At 52.6% G+C, this 14,896-nt stretch carries 12 protein-coding genes, 1 tRNA gene and 1 pseudogene; 5 read left to right on the forward strand and 9 right to left on the reverse strand.

Going from position 1 to position 14,896, the window contains the following annotated elements; genetic code table 11:
- Positions 1-56: 56 nt before the first annotated feature.
- The 5 genes from AB9F29_RS00060 to AB9F29_RS00080 form a co-directional block, all read right to left on the reverse strand.
- A complete protein-coding gene (locus AB9F29_RS00060; protein ID WP_369754167.1) occupies positions 57-1,838 on the reverse strand; it encodes an ABC transporter transmembrane domain-containing protein in 1,782 nt (593 codons plus the stop codon).
- A gap of 114 nt (positions 1,839-1,952) precedes the next feature.
- Positions 1,953-2,026: transfer RNA gene (locus AB9F29_RS00065), tRNA-Gly, on the reverse strand.
- 108 nt (positions 2,027-2,134) lie between these two features.
- Positions 2,135-3,376: an organoarsenical effux MFS transporter ArsJ gene (arsJ, locus tag AB9F29_RS00070; protein ID WP_369754168.1), complete on the reverse strand. Its 1,242-nt coding sequence runs from the start codon at positions 3,374-3,376 to the stop codon at positions 2,135-2,137.
- On the reverse strand, positions 3,373-4,371 hold the full coding sequence (locus AB9F29_RS00075) for an ArsJ-associated glyceraldehyde-3-phosphate dehydrogenase (RefSeq protein ID WP_369754169.1): 999 nt from the start codon (positions 4,369-4,371) through the stop codon (positions 3,373-3,375). Before AB9F29_RS00075 ends, arsJ begins: the two co-directional genes overlap by 4 nt.
- Before the next feature lie 17 nt (positions 4,372-4,388).
- The gene (locus AB9F29_RS00080; protein WP_369754170.1) at positions 4,389-5,198 is read right to left on the reverse strand and encodes a helix-turn-helix domain-containing protein; all 810 of its coding nucleotides are present in this window, start codon (positions 5,196-5,198) and stop codon (positions 4,389-4,391) included.
- 139 nt (positions 5,199-5,337) lie between these two features.
- Here AB9F29_RS00080 and AB9F29_RS00085 point away from each other — a divergent pair, with 139 nt between their 5' ends.
- On the forward strand, positions 5,338-6,843 hold the full coding sequence (locus AB9F29_RS00085; protein WP_369754171.1) for a UxaA family hydrolase: 1,506 nt from the start codon (positions 5,338-5,340) through the stop codon (positions 6,841-6,843).
- 41 nt (positions 6,844-6,884) lie between these two features.
- On the opposite strand, the gene AB9F29_RS00090 is transcribed toward AB9F29_RS00085, so the two are convergent.
- Complete coding sequence (locus AB9F29_RS00090) at positions 6,885-7,817, reverse strand: 2-hydroxyacid dehydrogenase (RefSeq protein ID WP_369754172.1); 933 nt, start codon at positions 7,815-7,817, stop codon at positions 6,885-6,887.
- A 108-nt stretch (positions 7,818-7,925) separates the two neighbouring features.
- The gene (locus AB9F29_RS00095; protein ID WP_369754173.1) at positions 7,926-8,618 is read right to left on the reverse strand and encodes a DUF1045 domain-containing protein; all 693 of its coding nucleotides are present in this window, start codon (positions 8,616-8,618) and stop codon (positions 7,926-7,928) included.
- A 247-nt stretch (positions 8,619-8,865) separates the two neighbouring features.
- Here AB9F29_RS00095 and AB9F29_RS00100 point away from each other — a divergent pair, with 247 nt between their 5' ends.
- Complete coding sequence (locus AB9F29_RS00100; RefSeq protein WP_369754174.1) at positions 8,866-9,516, forward strand: HAD family hydrolase; 651 nt, start codon at positions 8,866-8,868, stop codon at positions 9,514-9,516.
- Positions 9,517-10,213: 697 nt separating this feature from the next.
- On the opposite strand, the gene AB9F29_RS00105 is transcribed toward AB9F29_RS00100, so the two are convergent.
- Positions 10,214-10,492, reverse strand: coding sequence for a hypothetical protein (locus tag AB9F29_RS00105; RefSeq protein WP_369754175.1), 279 nt, complete (start codon positions 10,490-10,492; stop codon positions 10,214-10,216).
- 374 nt (positions 10,493-10,866) lie between these two features.
- On the opposite strand from AB9F29_RS00105, the pseudogene AB9F29_RS00110 reads away from it, so the two are divergent.
- A pseudogene (locus tag AB9F29_RS00110) lies at positions 10,867-11,187 on the forward strand (DUF1214 domain-containing protein); the annotation flags it as partial.
- A 32-nt stretch (positions 11,188-11,219) separates the two neighbouring features.
- Here AB9F29_RS00110 and AB9F29_RS00115 read toward each other — a convergent pair.
- On the reverse strand, positions 11,220-12,419 hold the full coding sequence (locus AB9F29_RS00115; RefSeq protein WP_369754176.1) for an NADH:flavin oxidoreductase/NADH oxidase family protein: 1,200 nt from the start codon (positions 12,417-12,419) through the stop codon (positions 11,220-11,222).
- Between the two features lie 1,041 nt (positions 12,420-13,460).
- Here AB9F29_RS00115 and AB9F29_RS00120 point away from each other — a divergent pair.
- A complete protein-coding gene (locus AB9F29_RS00120; protein ID WP_369754409.1) occupies positions 13,461-13,739 on the forward strand; it encodes an HNH endonuclease in 279 nt (92 codons plus the stop codon).
- Between the two features lie 392 nt (positions 13,740-14,131).
- Positions 14,132-14,581 carry a hypothetical protein gene (locus AB9F29_RS00125; protein WP_369754177.1) on the forward strand — a complete coding sequence of 150 codons (450 nt, stop codon included), beginning with the start codon at positions 14,132-14,134 and terminating at the stop codon, positions 14,579-14,581.
- Positions 14,582-14,896 lie beyond the last annotated feature (315 nt).

Below are 14,896 nucleotides of genomic sequence, written 5' to 3' on the forward strand. Positions count from 1 at the left end.
TTGCAAACGACTATTTTCGCAAGGGAAAGTCCAAACGACGGAACGTAAGGAGAAAGTTACGCTACGCCATTTCCGTCCGTAAACTGCAACCGCGCCAGACGCGCATAGAGGCCGTCCTCGGCGACAAGGGATTCATGCGTGCCGTCGGCAATGATTTTTCCGCCATCAAACACAAGGATGCGATCGGCTTTTTTCACGGTTGCCAAACGGTGGGCCACAATCAGGGTCGTGCGCCCTTGGGCCATTTCATCGACCGCGTTTTGAACCGCACGTTCGCTTTCGGCGTCTAAAGCACTTGTCGCTTCATCGAGCAAAAGGATAGGCGCGTCGCGCAAAATGGCACGGGCAATGGCGATACGTTGCTTTTGCCCACCTGAGAGCATAACACCGCGCTCGCCAACTTGGCTTTCGTATTTCTCGGGTAACGCCATGAGGAAATCATGTGCGGCAGCAGCTTTTGCGGCCTCAAAGACCTCGGCATCCGTGGCGTCGGGGCGGCCGAAACGAATGTTCTCAAGAGCGGTGGTCGCAAAAATAATCGGGTCTTGGGGCACAAGCGCGATCTGTTCGCGAAAATCTGTTCGGGTCAAGTCGCGCAGGTTGAGCCCATCAATGGAAACGACGCCGCTGGTGGGATCGTAAAAACGCTGGAGTAACTGAATGACGGTCGATTTTCCTGCGCCAGATGGCCCCACAAGCGCAACCGTTTCGCCCGGTTTGATCGAAAGATTGGTGCCAGAAAGCGCAGCAATTTCAGGCCGCGCAGGATAGTGGAAGGTGACGTTGTCAAATACGATTTCGCCGCGCACGGGTTTCGCGAGCGTTTTCGGATTCGCAGGGTTTTTGATGGCATCTTCGGTGTTGAGCAGTTCAACAAGGCGCTCGGTTGCGCCTGCTGCGCGTTGAAGTTCGCCCCAAATCTCGGAGAGGGCGGCAACCGACCCCGCGACCATAACCGCATAAATCACGAATTGAACGAGGGCACCGATGCTCAGACTGCCTTGGTTGACGTCATGTGCGCCCATCCAAAGAACACCGACGACACCCGAGAAAATAAGGAAAATAACAACCACAGTCATCAGGGCGCGTGTGGTTATCCGCTTCATTGCGACGACATAGGATTGCTCCGTTACATCGGCGAAATTCTTGGAGGAAAGGGCTTCGTGTGTGAAGGCTTGAACGGTTTGCACCGAGGAAAGGTCTTCGCTTGCGCTGCCGGAGGATTTTGCGATCCAGTCTTGGTTTTCGCGACTCAAAATCCGCAAACGACGACCAAGAACAATAATGGGAACGATAACGGCAGGAACGATAAACAACACCATCGCGGCCAGTTTTGCGCTGGTCAAAAGCATGAGAGCCATGCCGCCAACGAAAATCAGCGCATTGCGCAAAGCGATTGAAACGGAGGAGCCGATGACCGACAGGATAAGCGTCGTATCGGTGGTGATCCGACTTAGAACTTCTCCGGTCATGATCTTCTCATAAAACGCGGGGCTCATGCGAATAACGCGGTCAAAAACAGCTTTGCGAATGTCGGTGACAATACGTTCGCCAAGGCGGGTCACGAGGTAGTACCGCAAGCCCGTGCCAAGTGCGAGAATCGCTGCAATTGCGAGGGCTGCGCCAAAGTAGCTGTCGATGAGTGCTCCGTTGGAGGCCGTAAAGCCGTCCACAACACGGCGCACCGCAATAGGCAGAATGAGCGAGGTTGCCGCCGTTAGAACCAGCGCGAGACAGGCGGCGAGGACAAGCCCGCCATAGGGACGCACAAAAGGAACAAGTCCGCGCAAAGCGCCCATTTGTTTGGATTTTTCGCGGTCTTCATCTAATTGGGCCATGGAGCCCCCCGTTTGTTTGCGTCCCAACCCACATAATGGCCTGTATCGGAAGCAACAAGCGCTCAAACGCCGCAGAATGGTTTTTGGAAGCTATTTCGGCAAATTGGGGGAATGTGGAGCGGGTAGAGGGAATCGAACCCTCGCCTTAAGTTTGGAAAACTCGTATGATACCATTTCACCATACCCGCGTCGTTTGAGAGTAGTATTTCAGCTGTATTGGAGCGTCAAGACGTGAAATCCGCAAAGCGCGGAATTTGACAGGAAAATTTGCCTGTGTGAAGGCACGCCTGTTTGCGCTAATTCCCGAGTCTTCGTGTGCATGCCCAACTCAGAAGGATCATTCCCGCGGCCGTTCCAAGGCAGAGAGCGAGCCCTCCGATTTGATAGGATACCCCCGAGAGGAGCGTCCCAGTCAAGCGCCCAACTGCATTCGCCATGTAGTAAAATCCCACGTCCATGGTGACCCGTTTTTCATCCGTCATCGCCAAGATGAGGTAGGAGTGGAGCGACGAGTTTACCGCAAACATTGTCCCGAATATAAGGAGGCCGGCGACGATGGTTCCAGTGAGCATCGGAGATGTGCCGGGTGCCAGAAGGAGGATTGCGGTTAGGACAACAGGAACCACTGCGAGACCGAGTGCCCATTTCTGTGCCAAAACAGCGTATTCATGTTCGCCGCGTTGGTGCGCGCGCAAGAGCTTTGGCGCGCTGGCTTGCACCATCCCATAGAGAATCGTCCAGACCGCCATAAAACTCCCGATCAAAAAGAACGCGGCGCGGTTGGACTCCTCCGAGCCATCCGAGAGGACGGCGTAAAAATAAATGGGAATCCCCACAACAAACCAAACATCTCGCCCCCCGAATAGAAAAACACGCGCAGCGCTGAGCCAGTTGATGTTACGGTTTTTAGAGAAAACCTCTTTGAACTTGGCGTCTTTTCGCCCTGTGGGAAGGCCTGAGGGCATTCCCACAAGCACGGCAATCAGAACAAGTCCCAACACGCCCGCCATCGCCAAGACTGCAGGCACAAAACCAAGGGTCGCCAAAAGCGCGGCGCCAAGGAGAAAGCCCAAGCCTTTGACCGCATTCTTGGAGCCAGTCAAAATCGCGACCCACTTAAACAGGCCGCCTTTGGCCTTGGGTGCCAAGATTTTGACCGCACTTTTTGAGCTCATTTTTGCGAGGTCTTTGGCAACGCCAGATGCGCCTTGCACGAGCATGACGAACACGACCGAGGCCCCGATGCTCCAGTTTGGATCAAGTAGGGATAGCGCGAGTAGGGCCAAAACTTGGAGCGCCAATCCCGCATAAAGCGTCGAGGTCAGCCCAAAGCGTGCGGCAATCCAACCTGCTGAAAGATTGGTCACAATCCCCGCAACTTCATAAAGCACAAAGAGATATGCGAGCTGAACCGGTGAAAATCCGAGGGTATGGAAGTGCAAAAGCACCAACATGCGCAGCGCGCCGTCCGTCAGCATGAAGGCCCAATAGGCGGCCGTTACAGCGATATAGGCCGAGAATCCCCGCGTTTGTGTCACAGGGAATCGCCAACCATAAAGGCCACGTCGACCAGTCGGTTTGTATAGCCCCATTCGTTGTCGTACCACGCGTAAACCTTGAGTTGGGTACCGTTCACGACCATGGTTGAAAGCGCGTCTATGATGCAACTGCGAGGGTCATTTGTGTAATCCGAGGACACCAGCGGCCGTGTTTCATAACCCAAGATGCCCTTGAGGGAACCAACGGATGCCAGGCGGAAAAGCTCATTCACTTCTTCGACACTCGTCTCGCGTTCCATTTCAAAAACGCAATCCGTGAGCGAGCCGTTGAGCAAGGGAACGCGCACGGCGTGGCCGTTCAGTTTGCCTTTTAGCTCTGGATAGATGAGCGTGATTGCCGTGGCCGACCCCGTTGTCGTGGGAATCAAATTGGTCAGGGCCGAGCGCGCGCGACGCAAATCAGACGCGGGGCGATCAACGATCGTTTGGGTGTTGGTGACATCGTGGATTGTGGTGATTGAGCCGTGTCGAATGCCGATCCCTTCGAGCAGAACTTTGACCACCGGCGCGAGGCAATTGGTCGTGCAACTTGCGGCGGTGATGATTCTGTGGGTTTCGGGATCATAAATATCGTCGTTGACGCCATAGACAATATTGGCGGTTGGGCCGTCCTTTACGGGGGCCGATACGACGACTTTTTTGACGCCTGCTGCAAAATAGGGCGCCAGTTTAGTTTCGGTTTTGAACGCTCCTGTACAGTCGATCACAACGTCGACCCCTTCTAGCGGCAACTCATCGAGATTGCGCGTGGAGGTCACAGGAATATGCGTTCCGTCGATTGTGATGCTGTTGTTGTCGGCCTCGAAGTTCGCGGGCCAACGCCCGTGAATCGAGTCAAACTCCAGCAAATGCGCGTGCATTTTGGGGTCTCCCACAGCATCATTAATAAAGGCGATTTTTGCGCCGCGCTCTAGGAGGGGACGCAGGGCGAGTTTTCCGATGCGGCCAAGGCCATTGATGGCAAATGTTGTCATGTCAAAAGGCTTTCTGATTAATTACGCGCGATATCGTCGACCGATTTTTGGAGGTCGGCACGGCTGGCTGTTTCAAAAGGGAGGGTGGCAAAACGCGAGATGCGTGTGTTTAGCATTTCATAGGTGTTTTCAAAGCGGTCTCGGGATGCTTTGTCCAAGGAGTTGGCTGCTGGGACGGGGTCTTCGATGCCCCAATGGCTGGCGATGGGGGTACCATGAAGCGCGCCGCTGTCTTGGTTTGCTGCGTTGTCACAAACGGTGAATACGAAATCGAAGTCGGATGTCGTTTCGCCCAAAACGGTGGTGATGTTTTTGGAGTGCAGGTTTTGAATGTTGTGGCCTTTGGATAGCAAAACATCGCGGGCTATGGCGTGGACGCCTGCGCGCGGTTCTGTCCCTGCGGACGCCACAGTGAAAGTGCGACCTTGCCAATCGCGCAGGATCGTTTCGGCCATAATGGAGCGCGCCGAGTTTCCAGTACATAGGAACAATACGCTGGGTTGTGTCGCTGGTTTTAACGGGTCGGTTGGAAGGCATAAATCGGCGCGCCCGCCACAACAGTCGCTAAATAATCCCGAAACGATTTCCTGTGAGGCCGCAATATTCGCACTATAAAGGAGGCTTGTGCCAAGGCGGCGCTGGTGTACAAGTCCAGCCGATTTTAATGCTGAGAGATAGACAGACGTCGTGCTTGGTTTGAGATCTAGAACCGTAAGGATTTCAGCAACAGGCAGCGCGTCCGGATACCGCCGGATCAGCAGTCGGAAAATGGCCATCCGCTGTGGGTGACTGAGAGTGGCGAGGCGGTCTAGAAGTTTAAATTCCATAATTCGTGAATTAAGGAATTATAGCGCAAGGCGCAACTGTTTTCTGCCGGAATTAAAAGTAATCACATTTGCACCTTTCGTATTTTTTTGCAAAATGTACAATAACGCCTAACCCCCCTCGTTTCGCAATGGAAATCCTATGTCAAAAACCGTCCGCCTTGCCCCGAATGATAATGTCGTTAGCGCGATTGAAACCCTCAATCCCGATGAGGACGTCAATGGAATATCGCCAAAACAGCAAATTCCGCGCGGGCATAAAATGGCTACGCAAGCGATTGAGAAGGGGGCGGCGGTATTGAAATACGCGCAGGTCATCGGCTATGCGAAGGAAGATATTGCCGCGGGGGATCATGTGCACACGCACAATCTTGAGTTTCGGGCTGTCGATCAAACCTATGAATTCTCAACCGATATTCGGCCCGTTGCCCCCGCCACGACTGTGGATACCTTTATGGGGTACCGGCGTGAAAACGGCAAAGTCGGCACACGCAATTATGTTGCGGTTTTGACGTCAGTGAATTGCTCGGCAACGGCGGCGCGGATGATTGCAAACCACTTTACGCCAGAGGTTATGGCGAAATATGAAAACGTCGATGGAGTTGTTGCTTTCGTGCATGGCACGGGCTGTGGCATGGCGGGGGATGGCGACGGTTTTGAGGCGCTTCAACGGGTAATGTGGGGCTATGCGGCGCACCCAAATGTTGCCGCCGTTTTGATGGTGGGCTTGGGCTGCGAGATCAATCAGATTGATTGGTTGGTCGAGGCATGGGGTCTTAAGCCGGGGCCAAAGTTTCAGGCGATGAATATTCAAGACGTGGCTGGCCTGCGGAAAACGATCGAGATTGGCATTCAAAAGGTCGAAGCCATGCTGCCATTGGCCAATGAAGCACGCCGCGAAGCTTGTCCCGCCTCGGAGTTGATGGTCGGTTTGCAATGTGGTGGATCGGATGCGTGGTCTGGTGTGACGGCCAATCCCGCGTTGGGTTTCGCCTGTGATTTGTTGGTCGCGCAAGGAGGCACGGGCGTATTGGCCGAGACGCCAGAAATTTATGGTGCGGAGCATTTGTTGACGCGCCGCGCAGCAACGCCAGAGGTGGGTGAAAAACTCATCGGCCTCATCAAATGGTGGGAAGAATACGCCGCCCGCAACAAGGGGTCGATGGACAATAACCCGTCTCCGGGGAACAAAAAAGGCGGGCTTACAACCATCCTTGAAAAATCACTCGGGGCTGCGGCCAAAGGGGGAACTTCGCCCCTAACGGGCGTTTTCAAATACGGTGAAACAATCCGCAGCAAAGGGTTCGTCTTCATGGACAGCCCCGGATATGACCCCGCGTCTGTGACAGGGCAAATCGCCAGTGGATGCAATTTGATCGCCTTTACCACGGGGCGCGGGTCCGCCTTTGGGGCCAAGCCAACGCCGTCGATAAAAATTGCGACGAACACCCAGATGTTCACGCGGATGGAAGAAGATATGGATTTGAACGCGGGGTCGATTCTCACAGATGGCGAAACGATTGAGGCGGCGGGGCAGCGGATTTACCAGATGTTCTTGGACGTGGCCTCTGGAACCCCTTCGAAATCCGAAGCGCAAGGGCTTGGCGATTATGAATTTGTTCCATGGCAAATCGGCGCGGTAATGTAACTCTGGGGTCGTTGAATGTTAGAAAATCCAGTGCTGGGGGATTAACCCACAGGGGAAACCAATGGGCGGCCCTCTTTGGCGCGAAGCAAGTTTTGCACCACTAGGTCGCCCATCGCGATGCGTGTTTTCTCGGTGGCGCTTCCTTGGTGTGGCGACAGCACAACGTTCGGCAGTTTCCAAAGATCCGGTGACATTTTCGGCTCTTGATCAAACACATCGAGCGCCGCGCCGCCCAAGGCTCCAGACTGCAACATTTCGACCATAACAGGTTCATCAATGAGTGTTCCTCGCCCCAAATTCACGATCGCTCCCTTTGGGCCCAATGCCGTAAGAACTTTGCGATCCACCAACTTTCGCGTGGCTGCATTGTCGGGAACAACGGCCACAATCCAATCGGATGCCGCCGCCATTTCCTCAAGCGAGGCATAGTACGGAAAGGGTTCATAGGCCTGTGGGTTGCGGCCATGATAAACCACCTGCATTTTGAAGGCTTGTGCGCGGCGGGCAATTTCCTTGCCGATCCGTCCTAGCCCCAAAATCCCGACCGTTGCCCCCGTAAGTTCGCCCGTCAGGGGATACCCGCCTTCGAGCCATTTTCCCTGCCGCGTAAAGGCATCCGCATCGACGATTCTGCGGCAAAGAGACAGCATCAATCCAAGCGCAAGTTCCGCGACGGCATCGCTTAAAACGTCGGGTGTGTTGGTGACGGAAATACCCCGTTTGCGCGCGGCAGTGACGTCGATACCATCATAGCCAACGCCAAAACTTGAGATGACTTTTAGGCCGGGAAGGGCGCCCATCATTGCGTCGTCACAGCCAACATGACCGTTCGTCGCCATGAATTTCACATGCGCGCAGTTGCTCAGAAACGTTTTTTTATCAACGGCTTCCCAGTATTTCAGGATGGTGAAGGACTCCGAGAGGTCCGCCATGACTTTTGGGGGCATGGGGGCGATCATGATTAGGTCATTCACTTGGAGTCTCCTTGGGCGCTTTGTTTTTTTGCAAGTGTACCCTATTTCACGGCGCGGCCAAGAGGCCACGAATTGGCCGGTGGTTATTCATACACTTGGGGGCAGACTTTAGGGCACTTTCTTTCCAGAAAGAGGGAGCCGGTGAAGTGCGTGAAAACGTCCGTCCCCCGCTTCGCCAGCCAGAATTAGCGAACAAAATCGCATCGGGCGGCCCAAGTCATGGGCGAAGTGTGTACGGGCCAAAGTTTCTAAATGTTCCAAGTCTTTGGGCGGCAAATGACCACTCAAAGTGATGTGAAATTTGAACGCGTCCAAAACATACGGATACCCCCAATTTTTCAAGTTGGTTTCCTGCAGGGGCGTTAGGTTGGCTTTGCGGCGTCCGGCCAATTCCGTCTCACTGAGAGGGGCGCGAAAACGGTCCAGTTTTTGCAGAACGGCGGCGGCGAGACTGGCAAGATGGTCGATTTTCCCTTCCGGAGTAAGCGCCAAAGTCGACTTATCTATTGTGAGGCTTAGGGCTTCAATTTCAACAGGAGCATGGACAGCACAAAGCGCCTTGGTTTGAGACAAAAGACTCTCATATGTTGTGCCTTTTGCAAGGTGAAAGGGAGGTTTGATTGTTCCATGAAAGCCGTATTTTCTTGGGGCTTGGGTTGCAATACGCAGGGCGGTTTCGGAGGCTTTTGGGTGTGGCACGGCGCAACCCTTTTCCAAATCCCACCCAAGCCAAGCAGCGCCAGAATCGGCAAACATACCCGCCTCAGGTGTCATGAAAATGCTGTATCGATTAAACAACAATGGGGAGGCTCCTTTGGGATTTTTCAAATATGACACCTCCATTGATACGCGAACTTGTGCAGATTATCCTGCCTAAATGAGCGGATTTGCCGCCTTTTTGCAAAAAAATATGCGATTATATTGCCCACAATGTCGCCCGTTGCGCGCTGCGGTCGGGTATTCCCATTGTGCGTGGGGTGTGGTTTGAGGGGCGCAAAGGTTTCAAGCGGGCGGGCAGGTCTAGGTCGGTCATAAAATGGGATATAACATGAGTTTACGCGGCGCGATTTTCGATATGGACGGCCTCCTTTTGGACACGGAGCGCCTCACCATCCTGTGCTATCAACGCGCTGCCGATGACGTTGGCTTGATTGATTTCGAGCCGGTTCTGTTGGGTCTCATCGGGGTTCGGCGCAAGGAATCAGAAGACATTTTGCGCGCAAGAATCGACGATTTGGCGATCTTTGAGGCGTTTCTAGAGAAAAGTACCGCCAATTCCGCGGCGATTAAAATTGAGGACATTCCCATTAAGGCGGGAGTCGTCGAATTGCTCAAGGCCCTGAAAGCAAAGGGACTTCCTTGTGCTGTTGCCACCTCAACCCAAACGGAAAAAGCGCGTCACCATCTTGAAGTCTCTGGCCTTCTTGGTTTTTTTGAAACAGTGACGGGCGGAGATCAGGTGGTTTCCCCTAAACCTGCACCCGACATCTATGTGCGTGCTGCAAAATCGCTTGGTCTGAAGGCGACGGATTGCGCTGCCTTTGAGGATTCCGATCCCGGAACCCGCGCGGCAGTTGCCTCTGGAGCACGGGTGGTGCAGGTTCCAGATATTTTGCAACCATCCCCAGAAGTTCGCGCTCTTGGCCACGTAATCGCGCCGACTCTCCTACTTGGGGCAACGCAAATCGGGTTGATTTAGGAGGCGGACAACCAAAGCTTTTCGCGGATATAAAACTACGGGAGAAGTGAAGCGCCTAACGAGAGAGAACTCGAACTCTCTTTTCAAAGCGCTAGAGCAATGGGAGCGATCATGGCGAAACTAATGATTAATTTCAATTTGTTAGCAAAAGACGCGCTCTGAGAAGCTGAAGCCTTTCTCGCGGCGGCGCAGCTTTGATGAGCGGGGAAGTCTCGTACACGGTGCTTATACCCGTGATCGCCGGTTCGGTGATGACGGCACACCCCGCGCGAAAAATTTCCAGTTAAGACTAGTCTGATCGTTCGGAAACTGATGAGCGGTAAGTTCTGCAATACGACATTCGAGAACAGTGGCGGCGGTAACAAGCCTAAAATAGAGGGAAGTGTCCCAAAAATTGGTACGCATAGCCGATAATTTGACAATTGCGCGTCCCAAGAATTGGTACTTATATACATCTAGACATAGGCTGTAGGTTTTAGAGTGCAAGAGAAACACTCCAAGCCTAGGCAGTTGCTAGAAACATTCACCAACTAAACCCGAAGTCTACCCTATGCAAAGTTGGTCCAGCAACTTTAGCTGTGGCGCTTTATGGGTAATTCCTATGCTTGGTGGAGGTGGTTCTTGGAAAAGACGTAGCCCGCCCAAAAAAGGACGGGCCATATTTTATTTCAAGAAAAGGATTTGAGTTACCTTAGTTTCAGTCGTTGCCGCTGCCATTATCATTGTCAGGGTTCGGTGCGCCGCCGAAAGCTTCCTTAAGGGACTGTACCTGTTCTCCAACTTTGTAATCCGGATCAACGTTTTCTCTGTACTCCTTGATCACTTGTCCGAGGTTAGTTCCGTTAGCCTTGTGGGTCTTGGGTGCTTCGGAGACAATTCCGCCGTGCGCACCAGGATCGTCAGGCTGCCCAGCAAGTGCTGCTGACCCAACTAAAAGTGCGGATACCGCGGAAAGTGAAATTATACGGTTCATCATTTTTAACTCCCTACTCCAAAAAACGCAAAAGAGCCTGACTAGAGGTTGAAGCTTCAAGAAGACAGGCATTCAAAGCATAACTTGAGGAAGCTATCCAAAATTGATCTATGTCATTTGATGCGGGATACACGGAGTTGCAATTTACCGACGTGCGTTTCGATCGATGAGCACACACGCTCTTTTCCGCAATTTGCATCGCCACAATTGTCATCATCTGGTTTAATCAATGTGTCCTGCCCCTAGCACACCTAGTTTGGGACCGGAGTGGGTAAACATTTTGTTAAGCGGTCCAAACGAAAAAAATGCATCCAGCGCACTCACTCGCTTCGTCAAAAATATTTTAACCACAGGGAGCAAATTCGGACCATAAGCAACGTACAACCAACCGCTATACAGTGCATTTTCCAGCGGGCCAGCTTCCTCCGGTTAACTCATTTTGGTCACTGACCATGTATGACCTACCCGCAAGCTTGCTCGTCGAAAATCCAATCAATCGCTACCTTCTGAAACCACCGATGCTACCGCAGTCAGTTAAGGAAGCCGATAGTGGAATAATTTTCTACATTCAGAACGAGTCGCCAGAGAAGGACAAGGAAGCTAACTGGCGGCTTGTGCCAAGGGTCTTTTCTGGTCAATCTTACGTGTTTATTGCCCCATTTGTTATCTATAAAAAGAATGACTTAAGCCCCGAATGAGGCTTCATTGCGGGTTACTCAATGCGATCCCATCAAACGTCGTCACGATTGAAGTGGCGTTTCCAGATTTCAGTTCGGATTCTATCTCGCGCTTCATAGTCGTCAATTGCTTTTTCAAGGTCGCCGACTTCGTCTGTCTCTTTGTCGGTAGCGATTTCGGTTAGGCGCATGGTGTACCAGGCCGTTATCCCGCCTTCCGGTGCATCTGTGAACCTTGGGAAAATTGGTTCAGGCATTTGGCCTGCCGACCAAAGATTGGGGAGGGTTGGTTCAAGGACCAACGCACGGGCTAGGCCAATTACATCGACTGCACCGCTCAAAACGGCTTCTTCCGCTTGCGCTCGCGTTTTGAAGCCGCCTGTTAACATCAAGGGCTTGGATGTCACCGTTCGGGCGCGTTTGGCAAATGCAATGAAGTAGGGCCCACGTCCCGCGCCGTCAGAAGCGGACTTAGCGCCTGGGAAATACGTCCCTCCGCTAATGTCGATAATGTCCACGGATGACTTGTCCAAAGCAGCCACAACCTGAAGTGCGTCGTCTTCGTTAAATCCACCTTCTAGCTGATCTGAGGAATTGAGTTTCACAGCAATAGGGAAGTTGGAACCGACGGTCGCGCGTGTAGCCTTAATGGATTCAAGTAATAATTTCATACGGTTGGCGATAGGCCCACCATACGCATCGCTGCGCTTGTTGAACAACGGTGACAGAAACTGACTCAGCAAAAATCCGTGTGCTGCATGTATCTGTACCCCGCCAAAACCAGCCTGCTGTGCCAACTTAGCCGTCTTTGCGAACTCCAAGGGGACCTGCTGGATTTCATCGAGGGTCATTCCCTCACAACGAAGGCCGGGCAAATCAAGCGCGCTTGGCCCCTTGGGTGTGCTAATGGGCGCATAGGCAAGCGCACCCGCGTTACCGAGTTGCAACCAGAGCTGGGTCCCGTTTTCCCCACCATGTGCGGCAAGATCACGAAACTTATCCACGTCAGAACTTCTATTGAGCACCAGATTGCCCGGCTTTTCAGCATAATTAGGCATGGATTGCACTTCGCCGATAATCGATACGGCCAACCCACCTTCTGCCCAGCGCTGATACAGCCTGTTTTGCGCGGGCGTTGGATGGCCCGCGCCATCACCCAATGAGTCCGACATTGCCGATTTTGCGATGCGGTTTTTCAAGACCGCGCCACAGGGCAATTCAAGCGGTTGAAACAGAACCTCATGGTGTTGCATATGAAAATCTCCTGTTAAATTCCCGCGTTAGATAACTTGTTTGTAAAAAAAATCGACGCAACAACCCTAATATAGTTGAAGGCCCGTTTCAGACTTTACGAAAGGGGTGAGCTTGGTGACGGTCGAAGTCAAGGTAGGTAGCCGAGGGAGAAAAGACAAACGTAAGAGTGTTACGTTCATTTCTTCGGCTTAGCTCAAAGCAATTAACCGCTGCCATAGGTTCTCTAGAATTAAGCTAGGCTGGCTGTCTGTTTTTGCCGAGATAGCGCACATGTATAAAACATGGTGCTGCTGGGGAGAATTGAACTCCCGACCTCGTCATTACCAATGTGTTTTCCGAACTCTTGGACTGGGTTGGATACAAGCCGATTAGTTTGTCTCAGGTAGCATAACCGATTGCTAAATTTTGACTTTTTGCCCAACCGGTTTTGTATGGGACAGCATCCGGTTGGCTTCGGTTGTACTCCGCTCCCCTACTAAACCCCTACTAGTGACCCCGCCCCATCGACGGGTCTCGAAAGAGGCCGCCCAAGTGAGTGTCCCGCTCCGAAGGAGTTGGAGAGTAAGTACCAACTTTCAGGGAATGTCTTGATTTTTGGGGCTTTCGTTTCAGGCAAGATCAAAATCCAAGCGCGCTTCACCCATTTCTATTGCCTTTTGCGATCTTGATTTCCTGTCTTTGGGATTATCTTCTTTCTAGAACAGTCTGGGTATGGCGTTCGATTGGCTGTGTTGACGCAGGCCCCGCTGTCGTTTATTCTCGAAGCATTGAAGACGATTTGATCGTCTTGATCAGACCAAAAGGTTGATCAGATCTGAAGTTTTGAATCTTCAGGTCTCTTTGTCCGGATTGCGAAACTACGAAAAATCGGGTCTCGCGCGAGCAATAGCTTCCCACCGGGGAGCGCCCCTTCTGGGCGTCGCGCATTCGCTTCTCACGAAGTTGAATGGAGTACCCGTGCAATGAAAAAAGCACTAAAGAAAATCCGTCGAACCAAGATGCTCGAACAGAGTGGACGCTGCTACTACTGTGAGCTGCCAATGTGGGACGCAGCCCTCGATCATCGGTTACCCACAATTTGTAGATCGAACGGACTGCCAAAGTTCCTCCGATGCACTGCCGAGCATCTTCTCCCTCGTTCAGAAGGTGGAGGCAATGCCGCCGAGAACATTGTTGCTGCTTGCTGGTACTGCAACACCGCGCGGCATAGGAGGAAATACCCTCCGTCTCCGGAGGCGCATCGCACGCGAGTGCGAAGGCGCATGGCGGCGGGCCGTTGGTTGACGGCGGAAGTCTCGACCTGTGTCAGCAAGGTATAGGAAGACATCCCGGTCGAAGCGCGGAGTGGTGCCCAAATGTTGTGCTTTAAGGTGTGTCTGACCCCACCCCATCGACGGGTCTCGAACAAGTTGACCCGCTAGCCTATTGCATTTCGACGGAATTGGAGACCTTCGATGGCTATTCAAAACTTCCTGTGTGTCAACTGATCTCCCCACCGATATCAAGCTGTCAGATTGTTAGCCGGTAGTATTGGCTGTACTCGCGCGTTACTATGGTGCCGCTGCTTTAGGGAAAGTTGTATATAGGTAGGGTGGTCGCGGGTTTCGACGAACTGAAGCGCGAGACTGGCACAACGGTTTTGGTTCTTCACCACTCAGGAAAGAATAGTCCAAACGAGCGTGGTTCCAGTGCGTTACGAGGTGCCGCGGACGTGATGATTTATTGCGAAAGCCACGAACGTTCTGGCTCAATGGGAGTTTCCCTCCAGTTTACAAAAATGAAGGATGAAAAATCTTTCCAAGATTTGGGCGCAGCGTTTGAAAAAGTGGGACTGTCCGGCGGGAAAAGCTCGCTCGTTCTTGCGGGAAAATTTGACTTCCTTGCCGCTTGCAATGGCCATACTGACACAACTGTTGACATCCTCAGGGACAAGTTTTCTGAAGTTGGTGCAACACATAAGGAGCTGAAAACGGAGTTTGTGAGTAGTACGAGAACGTCGGAGTCATCCTTCAATCGTGCTTGGAAAGAACTTAAAAAATCTGACAGGGTGGTGATCGAAAAGGATGGTGTACGGCAGAGATTACATGCCGCTGAACAGGCTGACAGGACTGCTGTTCCAGCGGTTATTGACGCACCTGGTGGCTCTCGAAGACGGTCTTAGACAACCTCGTCGAAAGGCTGGGGTGTGGATATCTGGAAGGTGCAGTGCCAAAATCGGGTCACAAAATGAAGGCTGGTGTCGTGGTGTCATTGTGGTGTCAGGCACCAGTGTAATGTTAGTGTCATGTCACCCCCTAGAGAGGGGGGTGACATGACACTAACACCAATAATATTTATGAATGAATAGATCCATCGACGGCCACCGACATCCGATCGGGTTGGGCGACCGACAATGCCGTTTTCCGGGGCCACACAACGCCGTGTGGTGCGTCAATCGGGGACGACCGACGTAGGGGGTCGCCCCGACCATGCGGCC

It is taken from the genome of Falsihalocynthiibacter sp. S25ZX9 (assembly GCF_041205405.1).
GTDB classification, from domain to species: Bacteria; Pseudomonadota; Alphaproteobacteria; order Rhodobacterales; family Rhodobacteraceae; genus Falsihalocynthiibacter; species Falsihalocynthiibacter arcticus.

Excerpts from the sequence above, each read along its gene's own strand:
- AB9F29_RS00060 (WP_369754167.1), bottom strand. The coding sequence starts at position 1,838 with ATGGCCCAATTAGATGAAGACCGCGAAAAATCCAAACAAATGGGCGCT.
- AB9F29_RS00075 (WP_369754169.1), bottom strand. The coding sequence starts at position 4,371 with ATGACAACATTTGCCATCAATGGCCTTGGCCGCATCGGAAAACTCGCC.
- AB9F29_RS00080 (WP_369754170.1), bottom strand. The coding sequence starts at position 5,198 with ATGGAATTTAAACTTCTAGACCGCCTCGCCACTCTCAGTCACCCACAG.
- AB9F29_RS00085 (WP_369754171.1), top strand. The coding sequence starts at position 5,338 with ATGTCAAAAACCGTCCGCCTTGCCCCGAATGATAATGTCGTTAGCGCG.
- AB9F29_RS00100 (WP_369754174.1), top strand. The coding sequence starts at position 8,866 with ATGAGTTTACGCGGCGCGATTTTCGATATGGACGGCCTCCTTTTGGAC.
- AB9F29_RS00105 (WP_369754175.1), bottom strand. The coding sequence starts at position 10,492 with ATGATGAACCGTATAATTTCACTTTCCGCGGTATCCGCACTTTTAGTT.
- AB9F29_RS00115 (WP_369754176.1), bottom strand. The coding sequence starts at position 12,419 with ATGCAACACCATGAGGTTCTGTTTCAACCGCTTGAATTGCCCTGTGGC.
- AB9F29_RS00120 (WP_369754409.1), top strand. The coding sequence starts at position 13,461 with ATGTGGGACGCAGCCCTCGATCATCGGTTACCCACAATTTGTAGATCG.